Consider the following 22684-nt stretch of genomic DNA (forward strand, 5'->3'; position numbering starts at 1 on the left):
GCCTCTTTCCCCTTCCCGGAGGTTCGACGTGCCCCTGGCGCAACTGTTTCTGGAACTCGGCGCGGTGATCCTGGCGCTGGCCTTTGTGGGCCGGGCGGCCGGCCGGCTGGGCATCACGCCGATTCCGCTGTACCTGCTGGCAGGCATCGGCCTGGGGGCCTTCATGTCGCTGGGGGACGCACCCGAGGAATTCATCCATATCGGGGCCGAGATCGGCGCGGTGCTGCTGCTGTTCACGCTGGGGCTGGAGTACACCAGCCAGGAGCTGCGCGACAACCTGCACGCCAACCGGGGGGTCGGGCTGCTCGACGTGGGCCTGAACTTCACGCCGGGGCTGCTGGCGGGGCTGCTGCTGGGCTTCACGCCGCTGGCGGCCGTGCTGCTGGGCGGCGTGACCTACCTGACCTCCAGCGGGATCGCCTCCAAGGTGCTCGCGGACCTCGGTAGGCTGGGCAACCGCGAGACCCCGGTGATCCTGTCGGTCTGCGTGCTGGAGGACGTGGCGATGGCCGCCTACCTGCCGGTCGTGGCCGCCCTTTTGATCGGCGGCACGCTGGCGGCGGTCGGGGTCAACGTGCTGGTGGCCCTGGCCGCCTTCGCCCTGGCGTTTTTCCTGGCGCTGCGGTACGGCCCCCTGCTCAGCCGGGTGGTCAACGTGCAGAGCAACGAGGCGCTGCTGCTCAGCGTGTTCGGGCTGGTGCTGGTCGTGGCGGGCGCCGCCGACCTGCTGCGGGTGTCGGCGGCCATCGGGGCCTTTCTGGTGGGCATCGCGCTCTCGGGCGAGGTGGCCGAGCGCACCCGCACCCTGATTGCCCCGCTGCGCGACCTCTTCGCGGCCGTGTTCTTCGTGTTTTTCGGTTTGCAGCTGGACCTGGGGGCCGTGCCGGAGGTGCTGCTCCCGGCAGCGCTGCTGGCCGTGGTCACCAGTATCACCAAGTTCTACACCGGCTGGTGGGGGGCGGCGCGGGCGGGCGTGCAGGCGCGCGGTCGGTTTCGCGCCGGGGCCACCCTGATTCCGCGCGGCGAGTTCAGCATCCTGATCGCGGGGCTGGGCCTGGGGCTGGCGCCCACGCTGGGGCCGCTGGCCGCCGAGTACGTGCTGCTCACAGCCCTGATCGGCCCGGTGCTGGCCCGCTTCGACGGCCAGCTCGCGCCGCTGCTGGACCGGGGGCGGCCGGGTGAGACGCAGGTGGGATAAAGCGGGCGCAGGCTGGAGCAGTTGCCTCCAGCCTGCGCCACGTTGCGGCGTCGCGGCGGTTACACCGCCAGCCCCTCGGCGTGGGCGCTGACCTCGCGCGCCTCGTAGTGGCCGGGGGGCAGGTGCAGCGCGGGCGTGTTGACCTCGAACTCGTCGCGCCAGCCCACCTCGTCCAGCGCCTTTTTCCAGGCGCCGATGCTTTCGTTGCGGTAGATGGCGTAGGCGGCCATCCCGACTTCCGGGCCGCCGCGTGCGATCACCGACTCGACCCAGGCCCACTTGGCCGACACGTTGCGCAGCTCGGCGGTGGTGCGCAGTTCCTTCTGGATGCGCTTGAGGCGCTTCTCGATGGTCTGCACGCCGCCGAAGGGGTCCGCGAAATGGGGCGTGTGGCGCTTGGGCACGAAGGGGCTGATGCCCAGGGCGACCCGGTTGATCCCCGCGAGTTCCCGGGTGAACTCGATCAGCTCGGTGATGTCGTCGTCGGTTTCCGGGCCGAGGCCGATCATCATGTAGACCTTGATGCCCTTGAAGCCCAGGTCGCGGCTGATGTGGGCGGTCTTGAGCAGGTCCTCGGTCGTGATGCCCTTTTTCAGCCAGCGGCGCAGGCGCTCAGAGGGCGCGTCGCTCGCCACCGTGAAGGTCCGCAGGCCCCCCGCCTTGAGAATCTCGGCGAGTTCGGCGTCCACCGTGTCAGCGCGGATGCTGCTCACGCCCAGCTTGATGCCCCGGTCGGTCAGCGTGCGCCCGACGTACTTGGTGTGCGGAAAGTCCGAGAGGGCCGCGCCCACCAGCCCGACCTTTTCGACCCAGTCGGGGATGGTGTCCAGCAGTTCCTGGGCCTGGTTGTTGCGGTTGGGGCCGTACATCGTCCGGGCGAGGCAGAAGGTGCAGGGGCGCGGGCAGCCGCGCTGCGCCTCGACCAGGAACATGTTGGACAGCTCCGAGTGCGGCGTCACGATCTGCGAGTAGGCGGGCAGCAGCTCCTTGGGCGCGGTCGCCCAGGTCGGCTCGTGGACGTGGCGGGCAGGCAGGAAGATGCCGGGCATCCCGTCGATGAGGTCGTAGAAGTCCTCGCGGGTCCGCGACTCGCGCAGGGCTTCACTGACCACCGGCACGATCTGCTCGCCGTCCCCGATCACGATCACGTCGGCAAAGGGCGTCAGCGGATAGGGGTTCGACGACGTGAAAGGACCGCCGATCATCACGATGGGGTCGCTGTCGCTGCGCTCCTCACGCAGCGGGCGCATCCCCGCCACGTCCAGCGTGCGGATGATGTTCGTGAGGTCCAGCTCGAAGGACACGCTCAGCGCGAACAGCTCGCAGTCGCCCGCGTCGCGGCCCGACTCGACGGTGGGCAGGGCCTGCCCGGTGCGCTCGAAGGCCTCCACGTCGTCGGGCAGAAAGGCCCGCTCGCAGGCGACCCCTTCTTCCTGGTTGAACATCCGGTAGATGACCTGATAGCCCAGCGAGGCCATGCCGACCGAGTACCGATTGGGAAACGCCAGCGTGACGCGGATCGGGGCCTGCTTGTAGAGGGTCCCGGTTTCCGCCTCCAGCAGCGGTTTGATGGTGTTGCGCCAGTAACTCAAGAAACCTCCGGGGTGGCGGCGCCGGAGAGTTCGGGACACTCAGGAGTCAGCGCACGTCACAGCCGTCCATTGTAGCGGGAAGTGTTTTCCGAACTGAAGCGCGGCTCACGGCGGGGCCGCGCCGGGGCCGTCGCCCTGGGCCGGGCGCCACGCGCTGGCGACGAAGTAGGCCACGCCCCCCAGCCCGCCCGCCAGCAGCAAGAAGACCAGCAGCCGCCACAGCACCCCCGCCGCCCCCACCACGAAGGCCCCCAGGCCCGTCAGCAGTTGCCCGGCCAGCCACAGCAGCGCCAGCGCCGTCAGCGCGAGCAGCAGCACACCGGCCAGGGCGAGGAGAAGACGGGTCATGGGCACAAGATAGTGCAAAGCGGGCAGTGCGCCCACCGCTGGGGGTGGCCCACTGCCCTCTCTGCTGCCACGTCGCGGAGGCTTTACGCCTGGCGGATGTGCTCGATGATGCGGTCGGCGAACTGGCTGGTCTTGACCTCGTTGGCCCCTTCCATGCCGCGCGCGAAGTCGTAGGTGACGGTCTTCTCGCGGATGGTCTGGTCGAGACCCTTCAGGATCAGGTCGGCGGCTTCGGTCCAGCCCATGTAGCGCAGCATCATCTCGCCGGAGAGGATCACCGAGGAGGGGTTGATCACGTCCTTGCCCGCGTACTTGGGCGCGGTGCCGTGGGTGGCCTCGAAGATCGCGTGGCCGGTCACGTAGTTGATGTTAGCCCCCGGCGCGATGCCGATGCCGCCGACCTGCGCGGCGAGCGCGTCGGAGAGGTAGTCGCCGTTGAGGTTCAGGGTGGCGATCACGTCGTACTCGGTGGGGCGCAGCAGGATCTGCTGAAGGAAGTTGTCGGCGATCACGTCCTTGATCACGATGCCGCCCGGAAGCTGGAGCCAGGGGCCGCCGTCGAGTTCCACGCCGCCGAACTCGCGCTTGGCCAGCTCGTAGCCCCAGTCGCGGAAGCCGCCCTCCGTGAACTTCATGATGTTGCCCTTGTGCACGAGGCTCACGCTCTTGCGGCCGTTGTCGATCGCGTACTGGATGGCGGCGCGGACGAGGCGCTCGGTGCCTTCCTTGGAGACGGGCTTCACGCCGAAGGAACTGGTTTCGGGGAAGCGGATCGCAGTCACGCCCATCTCGCCGATCAGGAACTCGCGCACGCGGTCGGCCTCGGGGGTCCCGGCCTTGTACTCGATCCCGGCGTAGATGTCTTCGGTGTTCTCGCGGAAGATCACCATGTCCACGTCCTGGGGCCGCTTGACGGGGCTGGGGACGCCCTCGAAGTACTGGACGGGGCGGACGCAGGCGTACAGGTCGAGCTGCTGGCGCAGCGCCACGTTGATGGAGCGGATGCCGCCGCCGACGGGCGTGGTGAGCGGCCCCTTGATGCCGAAGAGGTACTCGCCAAAGGCGTCCACGGTCGCCTGCGGGAGCCACTCGCCCTCGCCGTAGACCTGGGTGCTCTTCTCGCCCGCGTAGACTTCCATCCACTCGATCTGGCGCTGACCGCCGTAAGCCTGCTGCACGGCGGCGTCGAGCACGCGCACGGAGGCGCGCCAGATGTCGGGGCCGGTGCCGTCGCCCTCCACGAAGGGGATGACGGGACGGTCGGGGACCATCAGCTTGCCCCCCTCCATGCGAATCTTCTCGCCCTGGGTGGGCACCTGGATATGCGGATCTTGGCTGTGTGGGTCTTGAATGGTCATGTCGGCCCAACTCTACCCCCCGCAGCCCGTCAGGCGAAGTGGGGGCGTCCGCATGGCCTGGATGGGGTGAGGGGTGAGGGGCGCCAGGGTTCCGGTCCCCCCGGCGCCCCCCAGCAGATGAATCTTTGCGGCAGGAGCGTTCAAGGTCGCGCTGGGAAATCTCAGGTCGGCTTCACCCCCACGGTAGAGCTGGGTGCGATGCTCCAGCCACCCCAACCGGGAATCCACTTGCCAGGAGGTCAACACATGAGTGACGACAAGAGCACGCTGGGCAACATGGCCGACGCCGCCAAGGCCAAGATCAACGAGGGGGCTGACCGCGCCCGCGCCGCCGGCCACGAGATCGCCAGCCACGTCGGGGGCACCGCCGACAACCTGGAGGACAAGGCGCAGGCCGCCAAGGACCGCGCCAAGGCCGAGGGCCACAACGCCGAGGCCCACGCCGAGTACAGCGAGGGCAAGCGCGAGGCGCAAGACGGCGACGGCCACTAGACCCACCTTCTTCTTTGACCGGCTTTCCTCGCGGGGGGCCGGTTTCTTCGTGCCTGCCGCCGACCGGCGCGGTACGCTGCCGCAATGACCTCTGCCCCCGAGTGGCAACGCTGGTACCGCATCGAACCGCAGGCGCGGTACACCCCGCAGATCGGGGCGCTGGTCGAGATGCTGAACTACGCCCGGATGACCACCCTGGCGGACGTGCAGGGGCTGACCGCCGAGCAGCTCTGGGCCACGCCGCCCGGCTTCGGCAACTCCATCGGGGCGCTGCTGACGCATATGGCGGCGGTGGAGCGGACCTACCACCTCTTTTCGCTGGAGGGCCGTGACCTTGACCTGGAAAGGGACGCGGCCCTGCTGGGGGGCCTGAGCATGGGCCGCGAGGGCACGCCTCCGCCCACCGGGCAGAGCCTGGAGACGCTGCTGGCCGAGTTGCAGGAGAGCCGAGCGGTCACGCTGGCAGCCCTCGCCGAGCGGGACGACGCCTGGCTGGCCTCGCGGCTCACGTTGCCGGGCTTCGACTTTCCCAACCACCACTGGGCCTGGTTCCACGTCATGGAGGACGAGGTCAACCACCGGGGCCAGATTCGCCTGATTCGCAAGCTCGTCGCGCCCGCGCCGCAGCCGGAAGCCTCGGCTTGATGGGCGACCTCTTGCTGGTCCGGCACGCGAAGGCGACCGGGCAGGCCCCCGACGCGCCCCTCACCCCTGAGGGCACCGAGGCTGCCCAGCGACTCGCGGAAGCCCTGGCAGACTCGGGCCTCACCCGCATCGTGAGCAGTCCCTGGCGGCGGGCGGTGGACACGGGGCGGCCCCTGGCCCGGCAGCTGGGGCTGGAGGTCGAAACCGACGAGAGGCTGACCGAGCGGGTGCTGAGCGGCGACGACCTGCCCGACTGGCAGACGCACCTGCGGGCCAGCTTTGCAGACGCTGGGCTGCGCCTGCCCGGCGGCGAGTCGGGGGCAGCGGCCCGCGAGCGCGTCCTCGCGGCCCTGCGGGACGCCCGCGATCCCGGCGGGGTGAGCGTGGTCGTCACGCACGGCAACCTGCTGGCCCTGGCGCTGGGATTGGACTTCGGGGGCTGGGCGGGCCTGCGCAACCCCGACGTGTGGCGGCTGGACCCGGACGGCCGGGCGGCCCGGTTGGATTTGGCATGACCGACCCGCGCGCGACCCCGCTGCACGAGGGCACCCCGTACCTGACCGAGCGGCGGGTGCTGGCAGGCGTGCCCGTGCTGATCGAGCGGCCCCCGGAGGCGGCGGACGTGCGGGCGCTGTGCGTGGTCTACCACGGGGCCTGGGCGGCGAAGGAGGGCAAGCTGGGCGTGTACACGGCGCTGGCGGCACGGGGCTGGGCGGTCGTGCTGCCCGACGCGGCGCTACACGGCGAGCGGTTGGGGGACGCGCCCGCCGACCTGAACCCGCGCGAGTACGTGTGGCAGAGCGTGCGGGGCACGGTGGCCGAGGCCCCGGCGCTGCTGGACGCCCTGGCGGAACTGTTCAGCCCGCTGCCCGTCGCGGTGGTGGGGTCGAGCATGGGGGGCTACGTGGCGCAGACGCTGGCGCGGACGGAGAAACGGGTCACGTGCGCGGCGGCGCTGATCACCTCGGGCGTGTGGCAAGAACCGGAAGTTCGCAGGCCAGACCTGCGGGCCTGGCTGGAAGCGCAGCGCCCGGTCACGCACGCGGATGACCTGCCCCCCTGCACGCTGCTGCTGGCAAGCGGGGACCGCGACGCGGTGTTTCCCCTCGCCCACCACCACGCGCCGACCGCCGCTGCCTACCGCGCGGCTTATCAGCGGGCCGGGTGCCCGCAGCGGTTTCGGGAACAGGTCTTTGCGGGCGTGGGCCACTTCACCAGCCGGGCGATGCGGGACGCGGTGGTCCGTTTTCTGCTGGCCCCGGACACCTGACATTTGTAAAGCCCCGGCAAAGCACATCCGCCTCCCGGCGTCGCCATTCGGGTAGATTTTTGCCGTCTGACAGCGCATTGGCGGCCCTCGGGAGCGCGTGTTAGTCTCGCTCCGATCTCAAGGAGGCAACACCATGACGAGCACGCTGATGGAGGGCTTCCTCCCGTTTGAGCATGAACCGTACTTCGCCTTTGCCCAGGAGGAGGTGGCGCAGCAGCAACGCGAGGCCTACCGGATGGTGCGCGAGACGTACGTGGGCCGGACTTTTCCCATGTACATCGGCGGGCAGCCGGTGGAGGGCGGCGAGACCTTCGAGGTCCGCAACCCCGCCGACACCCGCGAGGTCGTGTGGCGCTTTCCGGGGGCGACGCCCGAGCAACTGGAAGAGGCCGTCGCCGCCGCGAAGGCCGCCTTCGAGGAGTGGCGCTTTTCGGACCCGATGCAGCGGGCCACGATCTTCAAGCGGGCGGCCGAGCTGCTGCGTGCCCGCCGGATGGAATTCAACGCCGTGATGGGGCTGGAGAACGGCAAGAACTGGGCCGAGGCCGACGGGGAAATCGCGGAGTGCGTGGACCACTTCGAGGTCTTCGCGCGCGAGACGCTGAAGTGGGCGCAGGGCAAGCCGGTCTACCCGGTGCCGGGCGAGCACGTCACGACCGTGTACGAACCCATCGGCGTGGTGGCGGTCATCAGTCCCTGGAACTTTCCGGCGGCGATTCCGCTGGGGATGAGCCTGGGGGCCATCGCGGCGGGCAACACGGTGGTGTGGAAACCGGCCAGTGAAACGCCGCTGTCGAGCCTGCTGCTCGTGGAGCTGCTGTTCGAGGCGGGGCTGCCGAGAAACGTCATCCAGTTTCTCACCGGGGCCGACGACGTGCTGGGCGATCCGCTGGTGGACCACAAGGATGTCCGCATGATCGCCTTTACCGGCTCCAAGGAGATCGGCTGCCGCATCATGGAGCGGGCAGCGAAGGTGCAGCCCGGCCAGCGCTGGCTCAAGCGCGTGATGGCCGAGATGGGCGGCAAGGACCCCACCGTGGTCTGCGCCGACGGCGACGTGGAGGCGGCGGCGGTGGGCATCGTGCAGGCGGCTTTCGGGTACGCGGGGCAGAAGTGCTCGGCCTGCTCGCGGGTGATCGCGGAAGACAGCGTGTACGACGAGCTGCTGGAGCGGGTCACCGCGCTCGCCCGGGGGCTGAAGGTCGGCTCCCCCGAGGAGAACGCCGCGCTCGGCCCGGTGATTCACGAGGGCAGCGCCCAGCGGATCATGGCGTACGTCGAACGCGGCAAGGGCACGGCGCGGCTGGTGCTGGGGGGCGAACGCGCAGACAGCGGGGAACATGAGGGCGGCTACCTCCAGCCCACCATCTTCGCGGATGTGGACCCGAAAGACCCTCTCTTTCAGGAGGAGATTTTCGGGCCGGTGCTGAGCTTTACCCGGGCGCGCGACTGGCAGCACGCCATCGAGCTGGCGAACGACTCGGAATACGGCCTGACCGCCGCCTTCTACAGCCGCGACCCCGCCAAGATCGCCGAGGCGCGGCGGCGGATTCACGTGGGCAACCTGTACGTGAACCGCAAATGCACCGGGGCGCTCTCCGGCACCCACGCGTTCGGCGGCTACGGCATGAGCGGCACGAACGCCAAGGTGGGTGGGCCGGACTACCTGTTCTGGTTTCTCCAGACGAAAACGGTGGCGCAGCGGTACTAGAGGCGGGCCGAGGCGGTCAGCCACGCCCGGGCCTCCTCCTCCGTCCTCACGAAGCGAATCCAGGGATGGGCCGCGTGCTCGTGGGCGAGTTCGGCGAAGCGCTCGCCGTGGGCCGTGAAGTCGGGCAGCACCAGCGCGGTCCGCACGCGGTAATTCACCAGCTTCTGGAACAGCTCGCCCGCCAGGCCGCTGCGCAGCTCGAAGAAGTCGGGGCCGAGGTCCGCCTCCGTCAGGATCAGGCCGTCGAGGTCGTAGACGGCCCCGAGCAGCTCCGGCACGTCGGCCAGCGTCCGCACCGACCGGCCCAGGTCCGCCGCCGCCCGGATGTTGAGCGTCTCCTTCGCCATAGGGCAGCCTAACAAGCTCCCCTCCCCTTCTCTGCGAGACTGACCCCATGACTGAGATCCCACCCGACCGCAACGAGCGTGCCCAGCTTGCTTTTGCCCGGCTGCTGCCCAAGCTGTTCCGGGGCGGGCAGGCGTTCGTGGGCGTGGAGGCGGCGCTGAGCGGGCTGGACGCGGAGGCCGCCGTCCGCCGCCCGGAGGGCCTGCCGCACTCGGTGGCCGAACTCGTCGCGCACGTGAACTGGTGGAACCGCTGGATGCTCGACGTGATCGAAGGCGGCCAGGCGATGCCGTATCCGAAGCGCGCGGCCGACACCTGGCCCGAGGTCGGGGAGGCCGACTGGGCGCGGGTGCGGAGCGAATTCTACGAGCTGCTGGCGCGGGTGGACACCCACACCGCCCGCCCCGACCTCGCCAACCCGGTCAACCACGAGGAGACCATCGGGGAGTTGCTGGCCGACTTCGCGCTGCATACGGCGCACCATTTCGGGCAGGTCGTGACCGTGCGGCAGGCCCTGGGGGCGTGGCCGCCTCCGGGGGGCGGGGACACGTGGTAGACCCCGCCCCCACCGTCACCGAGCTGAACGCCGGAGACTCCAGCCGCGCCTCGCACGTGTGGCGGGTGGACCCGCCCGGCGGCCCCCCGATGATCCTGCGCCGGGCGTGGTGGACGGCGCCGGAGGTGAGCGCCTTCATGCTGGGGCTGAACCGGCTGTTCGGAGTGGACCCGCGCGACCTGGACAGGACGGCGGCGGCCTACGCCCGCTGGCGGGAGATCGGGGCGTGGGCGGTGCCGGAGACGCTGGGGCTGGTGGCGTTCCGGGGCGCTCCGGCGCTGGGGGTGACTTTCGTGCCCGGCGACCCGGCCCGCGCCCTGCACGATGCGGACGCAGCGGACCTGGGGCGGCGGGTGGCGCGGGTTCATGGCCACGCCTCGGCCACGTTCGGGGACGTGACGGGCCGGGGAGGGCGCCCGCTGGCGGACTTCTACCCCGAAGCGCTGCGGGTCGTGCGCGAACTCGCGGCGCACTTCGGCCCCGGCCCCTGGGCCGAGCACTGGCCGGCGGTCGAGGCGGCGTTCGCGGCGGCCCCCACCCCCACCCATGCCGCGCCCATGCTGCTGGACTGGGACGGCGCCCAGTTCGTGTGGCGGGACGGCCAACCCTTCGCCCTGGTGGACACCGAATCTTCCGCCCTCGCCCCGCCCGAACTCGACCTGTGCCTGTGGGAGCTGCTGCTCACGCCGCCGGGCGCTGCCCAGTTTCGCACCGGATACGCCGAACTGCGGCCCTTTCCTGCCCTGGGGCCGCACCGCGCCGCCTGCCGCCTGCTGCTGCGGGCGCTGGAGGTGGAGGGGGCACCTCCTCTGCCCGAGTGGCTCGGACGCCCCGCGCCCTTCGACGCCTGACGCTCTCCCCACCTCTCCGAAAGGCCTGACCCGTGACCGATTCTTCCGTCTTCTACCGTTCCCGCAAGTCCTACCCGGTCGCCGTGCGCGGCGAGGGGGTCTACCTCTATGACGCCGACGGGCGGCGGTACCTGGACGGCTCCTCGGGAGCGCTGGTGGCGAACATCGGGCACGGGCGCGCCGAGGTCGCGGACGCCCTGGCGCGGCAGGCGCGTGAGCTGCCTTTCGTTCACGGCTCGCAGTTCAGCTCCCCGGTGCTGGAGGAGTACGCCGCGCGGCTGCTCGCCTTCCTGGGGTTGCCGGGCTTCCGCTTCTGGGGGGTGTCGGGCGGCTCGGAGGCCAACGAGAGCGCGATCAAGCTGGCCCGGCAGTACCACCTGGAACGCGGCGAGCCGGGGCGCTACCGGGTGGTGACCCGGGTCCCCAGCTACCACGGGGCCTCGCTGGGGGCGCTCGCCGCGTCGGGAATGGGCGCGCGGCGGGCGATCTACTCGCCCCTGATGAACGAGGCGGCGTGGCCCAAGCTGCCGAAACCCGACCCCACGCTTTCCGGCGAGGCCGACGCCGAACGCCTGCGCGCGGTGCTGGAGGAAGCCGGACCAGGCACGGTCGCCGCCTTCTTGTGCGAGCCGGTGGTGGGCGCGTCCGACGCGGCGCTGGCGCCGAACCCCGGCTACCACGCCCGCATTGCCGAGATCTGCCGTGAGTACGGCGTGCTGTTCGTGGCCGACGAGGTGATGAGCGGGATGGGCCGCTGCGGGGCGCCCCTGGCCGTGCGGCTGGGGGGCGAGGTGACCCCGGACATCGTCGTGCTGGGCAAGGGGCTGGCCGCCGGGTACGCGCCGCTGGCGGGCCTGGCCGCGAGCGCCGAGGTCTACGGCACGGTGATGAACGGCTCGGGGGCCTTCAAGCACGGCTTTACCTACGCGGGGCACCCGGTCAGCGTGGCGGCGGGGCTGAGCGTGCTGGAGATCGTGGAGCGCGAGCGCCTGCCCGAGCGGGCGCGCGAGCAGGGGGGGCGGCTGCTGGCCGGGCTGCGCGAGCTGAAGGCGAAGCATCCCGGGGTGCTGGAGGCGCGCGGCCACGGGCTGCTGCTGGGGCTGGCGCTGGGCGATCCGGCCACCGGGCAGGCCTACGAGACGCCGGGCGCCGCCGACCGGGTGGCGCGGGCAGCCTGGGAGCGCGGGCTGATCACCTACCCCGGCACGGGCGCGCTGGACGGCACCCGCGGCGACCACCTGCTGCTGGGGCCGCCGCTGAGCATCTCGGACGCCGAGGTGGACGAGCTGCTCGCGGCGCTGGACGGAGCGCTGGGGGCGGCAGGCTGACACGGCGCCCCGGCCTTTCCCCCGCGCCCCTGACCGCCCGCTGACGCCCCGCTGAAGTTGCGGTGACGCACGCCCCGCAGGCTGGGGGCATGACGAATCCCCAGCGCACGCAGGGCAGGGCCGACTCCAGCCCCTGGCACCGCTTGCTCGACCGCCAGCTCACCCGCCGGGGGGCGCTGGGCACGGTGGCCGCCACCGCTGCCGCCGCCGCGCTGCCGCTCACCCTGGGCGACGCGGGCGCCGTGTCCAACAACGGGGCGCCCATCTTGGCCGATCCCCAGGCGCTCCCTCCGCGCAGCGTTCCTCCTTTCCGGGCCATCGCGCCGGGGAACGCCGACACGCTGACGCTCCCCTTCGGCTACCGCTGGCAAACGCTGGCCCCCTGGGGCGAGGTCTTCACGGCCGATGGGCGCGAGATCGGCTTCAACCACGACTTCGTGGGCTACTTTCCGCTGGACCTGCTGGAGGGCGGCCGCAGTTCCACCGACGCGCTGCTCACCATCAACCACGAGTACGTGAACGCGCTGTTCGTGGGCGGCGACACCAAGAACCGGACGAAGCAGCAGATCGAGGCCGAGATGAAGGCGGTCGGCGTGAGCGTGGTCCGGGTGCGCCGCGAGGAAGGCGGCTGGAAGATCGTGCCCGACCCCCGCAACCGCCGCATCGACGCCCTGACCGAGATCGAGCTGACCGGCCCGGCGCGGGGCAGCGCCGCCGTGAAGGGCGCGACCACCGTGAGGGGCAGCGTGGGCAACTGCTCGGGCGGACAGACCCCCTGGGGCACCCTCTTGACCTGCGAGGAGAACGTGGACGGCTACGCCAAAGCCTGGGCGGGCAGCGGCTACGAGGCCCTGCACCAGGGCTGGGTGACCGAGATCGACCCCTTCGACCCCGCCTGGACCCCCAAAAAGCGCACGGCGATGGGCCGCTTCCGGCACGAGAATGTGGCCGTGACCGTGGCGAAAGACGGCCGGGTGGTGGGCTACATGGGCGACGACATGCAGGACGCCTGCGTGTACAAGTTCGTCAGCCGGGGCCGGTACGAGCCGGGCAACCGACAGGCCAACCGCGACCTGCTCACCGAAGGCGACCTGTACGTGGCGAACTTCGGCAACGGAAGCTGGGTGCTGCTGGACTACGAGAAGAACGCGAGGCTGCGCGACGCCAAGGGTGCCGACGGCAAGCCGCTGTTCGCGGGCCAGGCCGACGTGCTGGCCGACGCGCGGGCCTCGGCGCTGACGGTGGGCGGCACCCCGGTGGACCGCCCCGAGGACATCGAGATTCACCCCCGCAGCGGCGAGGTGTACGTCGCGCTCACCAACAACACCAAGCACGGCAACTACTTCGGCCAGATCGTGAAGTTCCGCGAGGACGGGGACGACGCGGCCGCCCAGAAGTTCCTGTGGGAGGTCTTCGCGGTCGGCGGCCCCCAGAGCGGGTTTGCCAGCCCCGACAACCTGGTGTTCGACCCCCACGGCAACCTGTGGATGGTGACCGACAACTCCGACCTGGTCAGCAACCCGATCAAGGCCTTCCACGGCAACAACGCGATGTTCTTCTTCCCCACCGAGGGACCGCGCGCCGGACGGGCGCACCGCTTCGCCACCGGGCCGGTGGACGCCGAACTCACCGGCCCGGTGTGGTCGCCCGACGGCCGGACGCTCTTCCTGTCGGTTCAGCACCCCGGCGAGGACAGCGAGAGCCTGGAAGCGCTGACCAGCACCTTTGCCGCGAAGCCCGGCACCCGCATTCCCCGCCCCACCCTGGTCGCCATCGAGGGCTTTCCCGGCTGGGGGGGCGCGTGACCCTGCTGCCCGCTCCCAAGGCGCCCTGGATCGTGGGCCGCCCGGTGCTGCTGGAGCACGCCGCCGACGACTTTCTGAACGAGGTGACCCGCCAGAAGCCCTGGCGCCGGGCACGCTTTGAAACGCTGCTGGAGGAACTGGACGGCTTTTTGGGAAGTCCGGCTCCCCTGCTCGCCTACACCCGGCTGACCGGCGAGGCGTGGTGCCACAGCCTGCCGCCGGGGGAGCAGGCGCTCGCCGCCGAACTGCTCAGCGAGTTCCGCGCCTACCTGCGCGAGTGGGGCTGGCTCGACAGCGCGCGGCCAGTGAACCTGCCGGATTGAGGGTCCCCTTCCCGGGCGACGGCCCCCGCTCGACCATCGGCGGGGGCCTCGTCTGAGCGCAGAGCCGTCGTCTTCTTCCGACATGCCCTCCACACCCGCTGGAAGGCCCCGGTCTCAGGGTTGGCGGGCGCTCAGAGCGTCAGGATCTCGTGGCCCTTCTCGGTCACGACGACCGTGTGCTCGAACTGGGCGCTGGGCTGCTTGTCCCCGGTGATGACGGTCCAGCCGTCATCCAGCAGGCGGGTGTCGGGCGTGCCCAGGTTGATCATCGGTTCGACCGTGAAGACCATGCCGGGCTGCAACTTGAGGCCGGTGTAGCGCGCCCCGTGGTGGTAGATGGTGGGTTCCTCGTGCAGCCGTTTGCCGATGCCGTGGCCGGTGTATTCCTTGACCACGCCGAAGCCGCGCGACTCGGCCAGCGTCTGAATGGCGTGGCCGATATCGCCGGTGCGGTTGCCGGGCCGCACGACCTCCAGCCCCGCCGCGAGGCACTGGCGGGTGGTGTCCACCAGCGCCTGCACCTGCGGAGCGACCTTGCCGACCGTGTAGGTGTAGCAGGCGTCGCCGTACACGCCGTTCATCAGCACGCCGATGTCCACCCCGACAATGTCGCCTTCCTCCAGCGCACGCGGGCCGGGGATGCCGTGGCAGATCACCTCGTTCACGGACGCGCAGATGGTCGCGGGAAAGGGATTGTTCCTCGGGCCGTAGCCCAGGTAGGCGGGCGTGGCCCCGGCGGCGCGGATATGTTCTTCCGCGATGCGGTCGAGGTCCGCCAGGGTCACGCCGGGTTTGACATGCGGTTCGAGGACCCGGAAGGTTTCGGCAACGAGCGCCCCCGCGCGGCGCATGGCTTCGATCTCGCGGGCGGATTTCAGGGCGACGCGGCTCATAACAAAGGAGGCTAGCACGTCACCGCAGCCCCGCCGGGAAGACCGGACACGCTACGCTGCCGGGCATGAACGTGGTCATCAGCGTGGACATGGAGGGCGTGTGCGGCGTCGCGAGCTGGGTGCAGGTCAGCCCGCCCGAGTTCGGGGGCCTGGTGAACGGGGCGGAATATCAGGCCGCCCGCGAACGGATGACCCGCGAAGCTGCCGCCGCCGCCGAGGGTGCCCTGGCGGGCGGCGCGACGGGTGTGCTGATCAACGACTCACACGACACGATGCGCAACCTGCTGCCCGAGCTTTTGCCCCAAGGGGTGCGGTTCACCTCCGGCCACGACCGGCCGCTGAGCATGGTGCAGGGGGTGGAGGCGCCGGGCGTGGGGGCGCTGCTGTTCGTGGGCTACCACGCCCGCGCCGGAAGCATGCGCGGGCCGCTGGCCCACACCTGGAACGGCTTTGTCCGCAACGTCCGCATCAACGGGCGCGATACCGGCGAGTACGGCCTGAACGCGCTGCTGGCCGGGCACTACGGGGTGCCGGTCGTGTTCGCCGCCGGAGACGACGTGGCGATGGGCGAGATTCGCGCCGAACTGGGTGAAGGGGTCGTCACGGTTGCCGTCAAGGAGGGCCTGAGTTCTTTCGCCGCCATCCACCTGCACCCGCAGGAAGCCCAGCGCCTGATTCGCGAAGGCGCCGAGCAGGCTGTGCGCGCTTCGGCCAGCGCCCAGCCCTACACCACGCGCTGGCCCGCGCAGGTGCAGCTCAGCTTCGACCACCAGGCCCGCGCCGATCAGTGCGAGCGGGTCCCCGGCGTGACCCGGGTGGACGCCGTCACGGTCGGCTGGGAGAGCGACAACGCCTTCCACCTCTTCCAGACGTTCCGGATGCTGGCGAAGGTGGGCGAGGTGAGATTGAACGGATAAGCCCTCGCTGCCTACTATCAGGCGAGAAGCGGCTAGAATCTGGACCCTCTAAGAAGGTCAGAGTGCGCGGTGTAAGCCTGACGCATATACAGGTGTCTCACAGTGGTAAAATATAATGGTGAATTCTACGGCCAAAGGAGATCGACTTGAGGAGCAGGTCTTCAAGGACCTGAAGTCGCTTATTGATAATGATGAATTCCTGTTCAAAAAAGAATTTTGTCGAATCTATAGAAAAAAGCGTTACTACTCTAAGGCAAGAGATGATAATATAGAATTCGACATTTCTATTGAAGTTTTTATGCCTAATATGGAGGAATACTCTTTTCTATTCCTTACCGAGTGCAAGAACTACAATCACGCCGTTCCCGTAAATGATGTTGAAGAATTCATTATTAAAGTAGCTCAAGTCGCTGGACACAATGTTAAGGGCGTCTTCGCCACGGCATCCGCCTTCCAAACTGGCGCAAAAAAGGTGGCCGAGCATTACAAACTCGGCCATATAAGATACTTCTCCGATACTAGCTTCAAATGGGAACTTCCTCGTACCCCATCAGGCACACTCGTGACATCACTAGCTCCTCACGAAATCGCTCAAGCTATTACAAGCGAGGCGTATGAAAGCCGGACCTTTGACTACTTTATGTGGTCAGCAAGGGGCCACACCAACTCAATGCTTCAGTTCTTCAAAGACTTAATCGCCGGCCAGGGTATTCCTATAGAACGACTCCAACATCTTATGAACCTGAGAAGCACCAATAGAGTGCCCTTTCTAAGCAAGGCAGAAATTGAAGGTATGGCATCGACATATCTCGCCGAAGCGGGCTATACCTCTGGAAAAGTCGCCTTGAATCATCTCCGCAGGCGACTGCCCGCCCTCACACACGTCCGCATTCACAGACAAATCAGCAGGCCTGACAACCCTAGGTACGAGGATTTTCTGGCTCGAGCGGATTTTCAATACGGCGTTATTGATGTTTATAAGCAGGCACACCAAGACATCAGACAGGAGCGTTTTACGGTCGCTCACGAATTCTCGCACTTCCTACTCGGACATGGTAATTACATGCACCGGGAGATGTGTGAAGAGCAGGATTTCCTTTTAAACTCACCAATAGGGCCAATCTCTGATATTGCCAGAATGGAGTTTCAGGCAAACCACTTGGCTAGCTGCACACTTATGCCCGGCGAAAACTTCTACTATAGATTTCTTAATCTCGCCCGGCAACACCGCCTTTACCGAGGTAACAAGGCAATATTGTATCTTGATAAACAAAGCTGCAATATACAGCTCTTCAAAATCGTTACTAGTACACTCTCCCGCGACTTCGAAGTAACGCGGCGCATGGCTGCCATCCGATTAGAGGGCATGGGACTGCTGAAAGACGACCGACACCACCCCTCACTTGCCTTCACCGATCTACTGGGCGAGTTCAGAAAATACTAAGTGTAGTGGATTTAAACTTATTCAGATACTCACTGCGCCTATGCTACCCCCTACTCTTCCCACGTAGGCAGTCCGCCGCTTTACTTGTGGCTCCTGTATAACCTCAAACGAAAGTACTTTGTGCTGAATGCACGCACTTTCTCTACCCCAGCGCCCCCAGCAGCTGCTCCACGTTGGCCTGCCACGCCTCGGCGTCCTCACCGCTCTCCCACAGGTCGGGCAATTCACTGCCGGGGGCCAGGACGCGGGTAACAGCCTCGTGCGCCCGCTCACGCAGCGGCTCCAGCTCGGCGGGGTCGGCAGCGGCCACCCAGGCGCGCAGCCCGGCGTCGGTCAGGCCTGCCGTCTCGCCCGTCAGCACGGCGGCAAGCACCTCGGCGGCGGCCAGGGCACGCCAGCCTTCCTCGGCGGCCAGGAAGTCGCCCTCCGGGTCGAGGACCACGTCGAAAGCCTCGGCCAGAGCAAAGGCACCGTCCTGGGTGACCTCCCCCGCGAAGGCGGCGCCGACCTCGTTGTCGAAAGGGCCGACGCCCCAGACGTTCACGCGCCCACCTCGCGGTGTCTGTAGCGCTCCTCCACGTACCGCTCCAGCAGCTCCTGAAAGTCCTCGGCGATGCGCGGACCCTTCAGGGTGGTCAGCAGCTTGCCGTCCTGGTAGACGGGGGCGCGGGGGTCCTCCCCGGTGCCGGGCAGGGAAATCCCGATGTTGGCGTGCTTGCTCTCGCCGGGGCCGTTCACGATGCAGCCCATCACGGCGACCTGCATGTCCTCCACGCCGGGGTATTTCTCTTTCCAGTCGGGCATGGTGTCGCGGATGTAGTCCTGAATTTTCTGTGCGAGGCTCTGGAAGAAGGTGGAGGTGGTGCGCCCGCAGCCGGGGCAACTCGTGACCTGCGGCAGAAATTGCCGGAGGCCCAGGCTCTGGAGCATCTGCTGGGCGACCTCGACCTCCAGCTTGCGGGGCGCGCCGGGTTCGGGCGTCAGCGACACGCGGATGGTGTCCCCGATGCCTTCGGTAAGCAGCGGGGCGAGGGCCACGCTGGAGGCCACGATGCCTTTCATCCCCATACCCGCTTCCGTCAGGCCGAGGTGCAGCGGGTAGTCGCACAGCGGGGCGAGCTGGCGGTAGACCTGCCACAGCTCGGGCGCGGAGCTGACCTTGACCGAGATGATGATCTTGTCGTGCGCCAGCCCCAGCTTCTCGGCGTAGGCGGCGCTTTCGAGGGCCGAGGTGACCATCGCGTCGATCATCACGTCGGTGCCGGATTTCGGACTGCCCAGCCGGGCGTTGAGGTCCATCAGGCGGGCGAGCACCTGCTGATCCAGCGATCCCCAGTTCACGCCGATGCGGACGGGTTTGCCGTATTCCTTGGCGACCTCGATCATCGTGGCGAAGTTGGCGTCGTGGTGCTGTCCGGCGCCCACGTTCCCGGGGTTGATGCGGTACTTGGCGAGCAGCCGCGCCGTTTCGGGGAACTCGGCCAGCAGGATGTGCCCGTTGTAGTGAAAGTCGCCCACCAGGGGCACGTCGATGCCGACCTCGGCCAGCCGCGCCACGATCTCGGGGACGGCGGCGGCGGCTTCGCGGGTGTTCACGGTCACCCGCACGAGTTCGGACCCGGCGCGGGCAAGCTGGGCGACCTGGATGGCCGTGGCCTCGGCGTCGGCGGTGTCGGTGTTCGTCATCGACTGCACGACGATGGGGTGCTGGCTTCCCACGGGCACGTGGCCCACCCAACTGGTCACGGTCTGGCGGCGCGGCGTCGGCGTCATAGGGGGTCAGTCTACCTGGGGGCCGGGGGCGGGTTCCGGGTCGGGTGTCACGGGCAGGGGACGCGCGGGCGTCAGCGCGAGGGCACTTGCAACGTGCCGCCTACGATCAGGGCCTGAATCTTGTCGAGGTTGGCCTGGAGGACGGGGGGAATCAGGGCCTGGTTGTAGCGGTCCACCGCCAGCCCGACCCCGCCGTTGCTCAGGCCGAAGGAGCGGTCGCCGCTGCGCCAGGGGCGGCCCTCGGCCACATCCTTGACGACCGTGTACACGGCGTTGTCCACCCGCTTGAGCATGGAGGTCAGGCCGTGGTTGAGGGTCTGCGGGTTGCCGTCGAAGTCGCCCAGGCGGTTTTGGTTGGTGTCCACCCCGATAAAGAAGGTGGGGCGGCTCTCGCCCGCGCAGGCTTTTTGCTCGGCGGCGCTGCGCGGCACCCCCGCGTAGGGGTCGGCGCGGAACTTGAGGCCCCTGGGCAGGGCGGCGGCCTTGAGGCAGGGCTGGGCACGAATCTGGTCGATCACGCCCTGGCCGCTGGCCCCCGCCGCCGTATAGATGATGTCGGTGCCGCTCCTCAGCAAAGTGGCGGCGAGTTGCCGGGCCGCCGCCGGGTTGCTGAACCCCTGGCTGGTCGAGTCCACATACAGGCCCGTGACCCGGCACTCGGGGCAGCCGAACGCCACCCCGGCCTCGAAGCCCGCCTGAAAACGCCGGATCACCGGGAGATCGGTGCCCCCGATAAACCCGACCCGCCCGGTGGCGCTCTGCTTGCCCGCCAGATACCCGGCCAGAAAGCTGCCTTCGTGCTCGCGAAAGCGCAGGCCGACCGTGTTCGGCCCCTTGGGCAGGTCGTCCACCACGATAAAGCGGGTGTCGGGTGCCCCGGCGGCGGCGGCGGTGATCGCCGCGTTGTTCGCAAAACCCACCCCGATCACCACCCGCGACCCGGAACGCACCAGCCCCGGAATGCCCGCGCCGACCTCGCCGAGCTGGCGCGGCTCGAACACCCGCACCTCGCCGCCCGTGTCGGCCACCGCACGCTGCACGCCCTGGTACACCGACTGGTTGAACCCCTGGTCCTGACGGCCCCCCAGGTCGAACCCGATGCCCACCGTGAAGGCGGCGGCGTGGGCCGTGCCCAGCAGCAAGACCGGAGTGAACGCCAGCGGCCAGCTTGAAATGCGCTTCATGTCTCATCTTTCCGGCGCTTTTCTTACGTTCTCCTTACGGGGAGGCCGCCGCGCCGGGGGGTGGGGGGAGGGAGAGCGCAGCGGCCCCGCCCCCGGCCCCCTTGACGCCCTCCCCTCTGCCCCCCAGACTTGGCCGCAGGGCCGCACAGGCCCCACCACAACGCGAAGGCAACGCTTGCCCGCCGGGCACGACCTCTTCCGGAACCAGGAGGGGGCACGTGTGCGGCGGGCGGGTCTGTCGGGGGACCACCAGGGGGGACACAGGATGACGGGACGAGACAGGGCGGGAGAGCAGGCCTGGCACGACCACACGCCGGGGTACACGGAGCGGCTGGGCGCGGCGCAGGGCGAGGCAGTGCGGGTCCGGGTGCGGGTCACCCTGCCGGTCACGGGCGTGCAGCTCAAGTTCGTGCGGGTGGGCGAGGTCGAGACCGCCCAGGCGCGCGAGGTGGAGCTTCCCGGCTCCGCCGGGCGCTGGTTCGAGGCCGAGCTGCCGGTTCACGCCTCCAGGGTGCGCTACGCCTGGACCCTGCTTTTCGAGGGCGACCACCTCAGCCTGACGGCGCTGGGGCTGCACCACACCCGCCGGGGCTTTCGCGACTGGTTTCAGTACCTCGCCGGGCACGTGTCCCCCGAGTGGGCCTGGCGCAGCGTCTTCTACCAGGTCTTTCCCGACCGCTTTCGCAACGGCGACCCCGGCAACGACGTCAGGGACGGCGAGTACGAGTACCAGGGCCGCCCGGTCGAGCGCGCCGGGTGGGGCACGCCGGTCACCAAGGCAGGCGACATCCACGCCCACTACGGCGGCGACCTCAACGGGGTCACGCAGGCGCTGCCCTACCTGACCGACCTGGGCGTGAACGGGCTGTGGCTCACGCCGATCTTCGTCAGCCCGTCGAACCACCGCTACGACATCACCGACTACCGCCGGGTCGATCCTCACCTGGGGGGCGAGGCGGCCTGGGACGAACTGGTGGGCGCAGCGGACGCGGCGGGCGTGCGGATCGTGCTGGACGGGGTCTTTAACCACGTCGGCAACGAGCACGCGCTGTTTCAGGCGGCGCTGGCGAGCGAGGCGGCGCCCGAGCGTGCGCTCTTCACCTGGCGCGACGAGCCGAACAAACCGCCCTACCACGCTTTTTTCGACCTGCCGACCCTGCCCAAGATCGACTACCGGGCGCCGGAAGCGGTGCAGGAATTCCTGAACGGGGAAGAAAGCGTGGTCCGCTTCTGGCTGCGCCGGGGCGCCTCGGGCTGGCGGCTGGACGTGGCGCACATGCTGGGCGCGGGCGGCACCGACGAGGACAACCTTCCGCTGCACCGGGCGCTGAAGGCGGCAGCGAGGGAAGAGAGAGCAGACGCCTACGTGTTCGGCGAACGCTTCTTCGACCCCGAGCACGCCCTCGACGGCCAGGGCGAGGACGGCGCGATGAACTACCACGGCTTCGGCCTGCCGGTGATGCAGTGGCTGAGCGGCGAGAGTCACTACGGGGTGCCCAGCCGTCTGGGCGGCACGGAACTCGCGGATCTGCTGCACGACGCCCACCACGCGCTGGCCCCGCAGGTGGCGCTGAGCATGTTCAACCTGCTCGAATCGCACGACATCGCGCGGGCGCTGTTCCGATTGGACGAGGACCGCACCCGCTTTCTGGCGGCCTTTACCCTCCTGATGGGCTATCCCGGCGTGCCCTGCACCTACTACGGCTCGGAAATCGGCCTCAGCCAGCACACGCCCGGCATGATGCCGTGGTGCCGCGAGAGCATGCCCTGGGACGAGGCGCAGTGGGACCTGGGGCTGCGCGAGCAGGTGCGCGCCCGGATCGGGGTGCGCCGGGAGACCCGCGTGCTGCAAGAAGGCAGCCTGCGTTTCCTGCCTGCCGGAGAGGACGCCCTGGCCCTGCTGCGCGAGTACACGGGCGCGGACGGGCGGGCCGAGCGGGCGCTGGTGCTGGCGAGCCGCCTTTCCGGGGCGCACCCGGTCACCCTGAGCCTTCCGGCGGGCGAGTGGCGGGACCCGCTGGGCGGCGAGACGGTGCCGGGCGGCGAGGTCACGCTGGACGCGGCGGGCGGGCGCCTGCTGCTTCAGGGCTAGGGTCAGGGTCCGGGGCGAGGGCCGAGAGCCAGCGGGCGGCCTCGCGCGGGGTCCGCAGGCGCACGACCCGCAGGTGGGGGAATGCGGCGATCTGGCGGGGCGTGTCGCGGCGGCGTTTCCAATGGGTGCGGAAAAACCAGACCAGGATGCTGTCGCGGCTGAGGGTCTGGCGCAGGCGCTCGCGGTTGCCGTTCCACAGCTCCTCCCGCGTCACGTTGCGCCGCAGGGTGCGCCTCAGGAGCCGCCCGAACACCACTGGGGCGGGGTAGTCCAGCCACACCAGCGTGTCGGCCCGCGCCCAGCCCAGGTCGCGGGCCTTGGTGTAGTTGCCGTCCATCACCCAGGCGCCCCCGGCGGTGAAGGCGGCCACCTGCGCACGAAACTCCTCCAGGGGCGCCTCCTGCCAGCCGGGCAGGTGGTACCAGGCGTCCTGCTCGCCGCAGGGCAGGCCCAGCCGGGCGGCCAGGGCGCGGGCCAGGGTCGTCTTGCCACTGCCGGTCGTTCCGATCACGAGGATGCGCTGCATGGACGGCAGGAGAGCATGGCGGCGGGGGCGGGG

Annotated in this window: 23 protein-coding genes; 14 read left to right on the top strand and 9 right to left on the bottom strand. The window is 69.1% G+C overall.

Annotated elements, in window-relative coordinates:
• The first annotated feature begins 28 nt into the window (after positions 1-28).
• Positions 29-1198, top strand: coding sequence for a cation:proton antiporter domain-containing protein (locus HNQ09_RS01980; RefSeq protein ID WP_184024688.1), 1170 nt, complete (start codon positions 29-31; stop codon positions 1196-1198).
• Between the two features lie 59 nt (positions 1199-1257).
• On the opposite strand, the gene HNQ09_RS01985 is transcribed toward HNQ09_RS01980, so the two are convergent.
• From HNQ09_RS01985 to icd, 3 genes are all read right to left on the bottom strand, one after another.
• Complete coding sequence (locus HNQ09_RS01985) at positions 1258-2790, bottom strand: B12-binding domain-containing radical SAM protein (RefSeq protein ID WP_184024691.1); 1533 nt, start codon at positions 2788-2790, stop codon at positions 1258-1260.
• 105 nt (positions 2791-2895) lie between these two features.
• Positions 2896-3138 carry a hypothetical protein gene (locus HNQ09_RS01990; protein WP_184024694.1) on the bottom strand — a complete coding sequence of 81 codons (243 nt, stop codon included), beginning with the start codon at positions 3136-3138 and terminating at the stop codon, positions 2896-2898.
• Positions 3139-3221: 83 nt separating this feature from the next.
• Positions 3222-4496, bottom strand: a complete 1275-nt coding sequence (gene icd, locus HNQ09_RS01995) for an NADP-dependent isocitrate dehydrogenase (protein WP_184024697.1) — start codon at positions 4494-4496, stop codon at positions 3222-3224.
• A gap of 246 nt (positions 4497-4742) precedes the next feature.
• Here icd and HNQ09_RS02000 point away from each other — a divergent pair, with 246 nt between their 5' ends.
• The 5 genes from HNQ09_RS02000 (at position 4743) to HNQ09_RS02020 (ending at position 8614) form a co-directional block, all read left to right on the top strand.
• Entirely contained in the window at positions 4743-4988 is a 246-nt protein-coding gene (locus HNQ09_RS02000) for a hypothetical protein (RefSeq protein WP_184024700.1), read from the top strand.
• 84 nt (positions 4989-5072) lie between these two features.
• Positions 5073-5633: a DinB family protein gene (locus HNQ09_RS02005; protein WP_184024703.1), complete on the top strand. Its 561-nt coding sequence runs from the start codon at positions 5073-5075 to the stop codon at positions 5631-5633.
• A complete protein-coding gene (locus tag HNQ09_RS02010; RefSeq protein ID WP_184024706.1) occupies positions 5633-6148 on the top strand; it encodes a histidine phosphatase family protein in 516 nt (171 codons plus the stop codon). The genes HNQ09_RS02005 and HNQ09_RS02010 overlap by 1 nt, the downstream gene beginning before the upstream one ends.
• Positions 6145-6903 (top strand): alpha/beta fold hydrolase, encoded by a 759-nt coding sequence (locus HNQ09_RS02015; RefSeq protein WP_184024709.1) that lies wholly within the window; start codon positions 6145-6147, stop codon positions 6901-6903. Before HNQ09_RS02010 ends, HNQ09_RS02015 begins: the two co-directional genes overlap by 4 nt.
• A gap of 133 nt (positions 6904-7036) precedes the next feature.
• A complete protein-coding gene (locus HNQ09_RS02020; protein ID WP_184024712.1) occupies positions 7037-8614 on the top strand; it encodes an L-glutamate gamma-semialdehyde dehydrogenase in 1578 nt (525 codons plus the stop codon).
• Here HNQ09_RS02020 and HNQ09_RS02025 read toward each other — a convergent pair.
• Positions 8611-8961 carry a DUF4180 domain-containing protein gene (locus HNQ09_RS02025; protein ID WP_184024715.1) on the bottom strand — a complete coding sequence of 117 codons (351 nt, stop codon included), beginning with the start codon at positions 8959-8961 and terminating at the stop codon, positions 8611-8613. The two genes, HNQ09_RS02020 and HNQ09_RS02025, sit on opposite strands and share 4 nt — an antisense overlap.
• 47 nt (positions 8962-9008) lie before the next feature.
• On the opposite strand from HNQ09_RS02025, the gene HNQ09_RS02030 reads away from it, so the two are divergent.
• From HNQ09_RS02030 to HNQ09_RS02050, 5 genes are all read left to right on the top strand, one after another.
• Positions 9009-9515, top strand: a complete 507-nt coding sequence (locus tag HNQ09_RS02030; protein WP_184024718.1) for a DinB family protein — start codon at positions 9009-9011, stop codon at positions 9513-9515.
• Positions 9509-10366: a hypothetical protein gene (locus tag HNQ09_RS02035; protein WP_343057576.1), complete on the top strand. Its 858-nt coding sequence runs from the start codon at positions 9509-9511 to the stop codon at positions 10364-10366. Before HNQ09_RS02030 ends, HNQ09_RS02035 begins: the two co-directional genes overlap by 7 nt.
• Before the next feature lie 32 nt (positions 10367-10398).
• A complete protein-coding gene (locus tag HNQ09_RS02040) occupies positions 10399-11694 on the top strand; it encodes an aminotransferase class III-fold pyridoxal phosphate-dependent enzyme (protein WP_184024724.1) in 1296 nt (431 codons plus the stop codon).
• Between the two features lie 89 nt (positions 11695-11783).
• Positions 11784-13499, top strand: coding sequence for a PhoX family protein (locus tag HNQ09_RS02045; RefSeq protein ID WP_184024727.1), 1716 nt, complete (start codon positions 11784-11786; stop codon positions 13497-13499).
• Complete coding sequence (locus tag HNQ09_RS02050; RefSeq protein WP_343057577.1) at positions 13496-13822, top strand: hypothetical protein; 327 nt, start codon at positions 13496-13498, stop codon at positions 13820-13822. The genes HNQ09_RS02045 and HNQ09_RS02050 overlap by 4 nt, the downstream gene beginning before the upstream one ends.
• A 131-nt stretch (positions 13823-13953) precedes the next feature.
• Here the strand turns inward: HNQ09_RS02050 and map are convergent, their stop codons facing one another.
• Positions 13954-14715 (bottom strand): type I methionyl aminopeptidase, encoded by a 762-nt coding sequence (gene map / locus HNQ09_RS02055; protein WP_184024731.1) that lies wholly within the window; start codon positions 14713-14715, stop codon positions 13954-13956.
• A 65-nt stretch (positions 14716-14780) separates the two neighbouring features.
• On the opposite strand from map, the gene HNQ09_RS02060 reads away from it, so the two are divergent.
• Both HNQ09_RS02060 and HNQ09_RS02065 read left to right on the top strand, forming a co-directional pair.
• Positions 14781-15632 (top strand): M55 family metallopeptidase, encoded by an 852-nt coding sequence (locus HNQ09_RS02060; protein WP_184024734.1) that lies wholly within the window; start codon positions 14781-14783, stop codon positions 15630-15632.
• Between the two features lie 118 nt (positions 15633-15750).
• Positions 15751-17076 carry an ImmA/IrrE family metallo-endopeptidase gene (locus HNQ09_RS02065; RefSeq protein ID WP_184024737.1) on the top strand — a complete coding sequence of 442 codons (1326 nt, stop codon included), beginning with the start codon at positions 15751-15753 and terminating at the stop codon, positions 17074-17076.
• Positions 17077-17218: 142 nt separating this feature from the next.
• Here HNQ09_RS02065 and HNQ09_RS02070 read toward each other — a convergent pair whose 3' ends face one another.
• From HNQ09_RS02070 to HNQ09_RS02080, 3 genes are all read right to left on the bottom strand, one after another.
• Entirely contained in the window at positions 17219-17620 is a 402-nt protein-coding gene (locus HNQ09_RS02070; RefSeq protein ID WP_184024740.1) for a DUF4259 domain-containing protein, read from the bottom strand.
• A complete protein-coding gene (gene ispG / locus HNQ09_RS02075) occupies positions 17617-18849 on the bottom strand; it encodes a flavodoxin-dependent (E)-4-hydroxy-3-methylbut-2-enyl-diphosphate synthase (RefSeq protein ID WP_184024743.1) in 1233 nt (410 codons plus the stop codon). Before ispG ends, HNQ09_RS02070 begins: the two co-directional genes overlap by 4 nt.
• Positions 18850-18920: 71 nt before the next feature.
• Positions 18921-20033, bottom strand: a complete 1113-nt coding sequence (locus tag HNQ09_RS02080) for a BMP family lipoprotein (protein WP_184024746.1) — start codon at positions 20031-20033, stop codon at positions 18921-18923.
• Positions 20034-20298: 265 nt separating this feature from the next.
• Between HNQ09_RS02080 and HNQ09_RS02085 the strand changes: the two genes are divergently transcribed.
• Positions 20299-22125 carry an alpha-amylase family glycosyl hydrolase gene (locus HNQ09_RS02085; RefSeq protein ID WP_184024749.1) on the top strand — a complete coding sequence of 609 codons (1827 nt, stop codon included), beginning with the start codon at positions 20299-20301 and terminating at the stop codon, positions 22123-22125.
• Here the strand turns inward: HNQ09_RS02085 and HNQ09_RS02090 are convergent.
• Positions 22082-22651, bottom strand: a complete 570-nt coding sequence (locus tag HNQ09_RS02090) for an AAA family ATPase (protein WP_184024752.1) — start codon at positions 22649-22651, stop codon at positions 22082-22084. The genes HNQ09_RS02085 and HNQ09_RS02090 overlap by 44 nt on opposite strands.
• Between the last annotated feature and the right edge of the window lie 33 nt (positions 22652-22684).

Source organism: Deinococcus budaensis (genome assembly GCF_014201885.1).
GTDB lineage: Bacteria > Deinococcota > Deinococci > Deinococcales > Deinococcaceae > Deinococcus > Deinococcus budaensis.

Coding starts and splice junctions, on each gene's coding strand:
- HNQ09_RS01990 (WP_184024694.1), bottom strand. CDS start 3,138: ATGACCCGTCTTCTCCTCGCCCTGGCCGGTGTGCTGCTGCTCGCGCTG.
- icd (WP_184024697.1), bottom strand. CDS start 4,496: ATGACCATTCAAGACCCACACAGCCAAGATCCGCATATCCAGGTGCCC.
- HNQ09_RS02045 (WP_184024727.1), top strand. CDS start 11,784: ATGACGAATCCCCAGCGCACGCAGGGCAGGGCCGACTCCAGCCCCTGG.
- HNQ09_RS02030 (WP_184024718.1), top strand. CDS start 9,009: ATGACTGAGATCCCACCCGACCGCAACGAGCGTGCCCAGCTTGCTTTT.
- ispG (WP_184024743.1), bottom strand. CDS start 18,849: ATGACGCCGACGCCGCGCCGCCAGACCGTGACCAGTTGGGTGGGCCAC.
- HNQ09_RS02000 (WP_184024700.1), top strand. CDS start 4,743: ATGAGTGACGACAAGAGCACGCTGGGCAACATGGCCGACGCCGCCAAG.
- HNQ09_RS02005 (WP_184024703.1), top strand. CDS start 5,073: ATGACCTCTGCCCCCGAGTGGCAACGCTGGTACCGCATCGAACCGCAG.
- HNQ09_RS02025 (WP_184024715.1), bottom strand. CDS start 8,961: ATGGCGAAGGAGACGCTCAACATCCGGGCGGCGGCGGACCTGGGCCGG.
- HNQ09_RS02090 (WP_184024752.1), bottom strand. CDS start 22,651: ATGCAGCGCATCCTCGTGATCGGAACGACCGGCAGTGGCAAGACGACC.
- map (WP_184024731.1), bottom strand. CDS start 14,715: ATGAGCCGCGTCGCCCTGAAATCCGCCCGCGAGATCGAAGCCATGCGC.
- HNQ09_RS02010 (WP_184024706.1), top strand. CDS start 5,633: ATGGGCGACCTCTTGCTGGTCCGGCACGCGAAGGCGACCGGGCAGGCC.
- HNQ09_RS02060 (WP_184024734.1), top strand. CDS start 14,781: ATGAACGTGGTCATCAGCGTGGACATGGAGGGCGTGTGCGGCGTCGCG.
- HNQ09_RS02020 (WP_184024712.1), top strand. CDS start 7,037: ATGACGAGCACGCTGATGGAGGGCTTCCTCCCGTTTGAGCATGAACCG.
- HNQ09_RS02015 (WP_184024709.1), top strand. CDS start 6,145: ATGACCGACCCGCGCGCGACCCCGCTGCACGAGGGCACCCCGTACCTG.
- HNQ09_RS02085 (WP_184024749.1), top strand. CDS start 20,299: ATGACGGGACGAGACAGGGCGGGAGAGCAGGCCTGGCACGACCACACG.
- HNQ09_RS02080 (WP_184024746.1), bottom strand. CDS start 20,033: ATGAAGCGCATTTCAAGCTGGCCGCTGGCGTTCACTCCGGTCTTGCTG.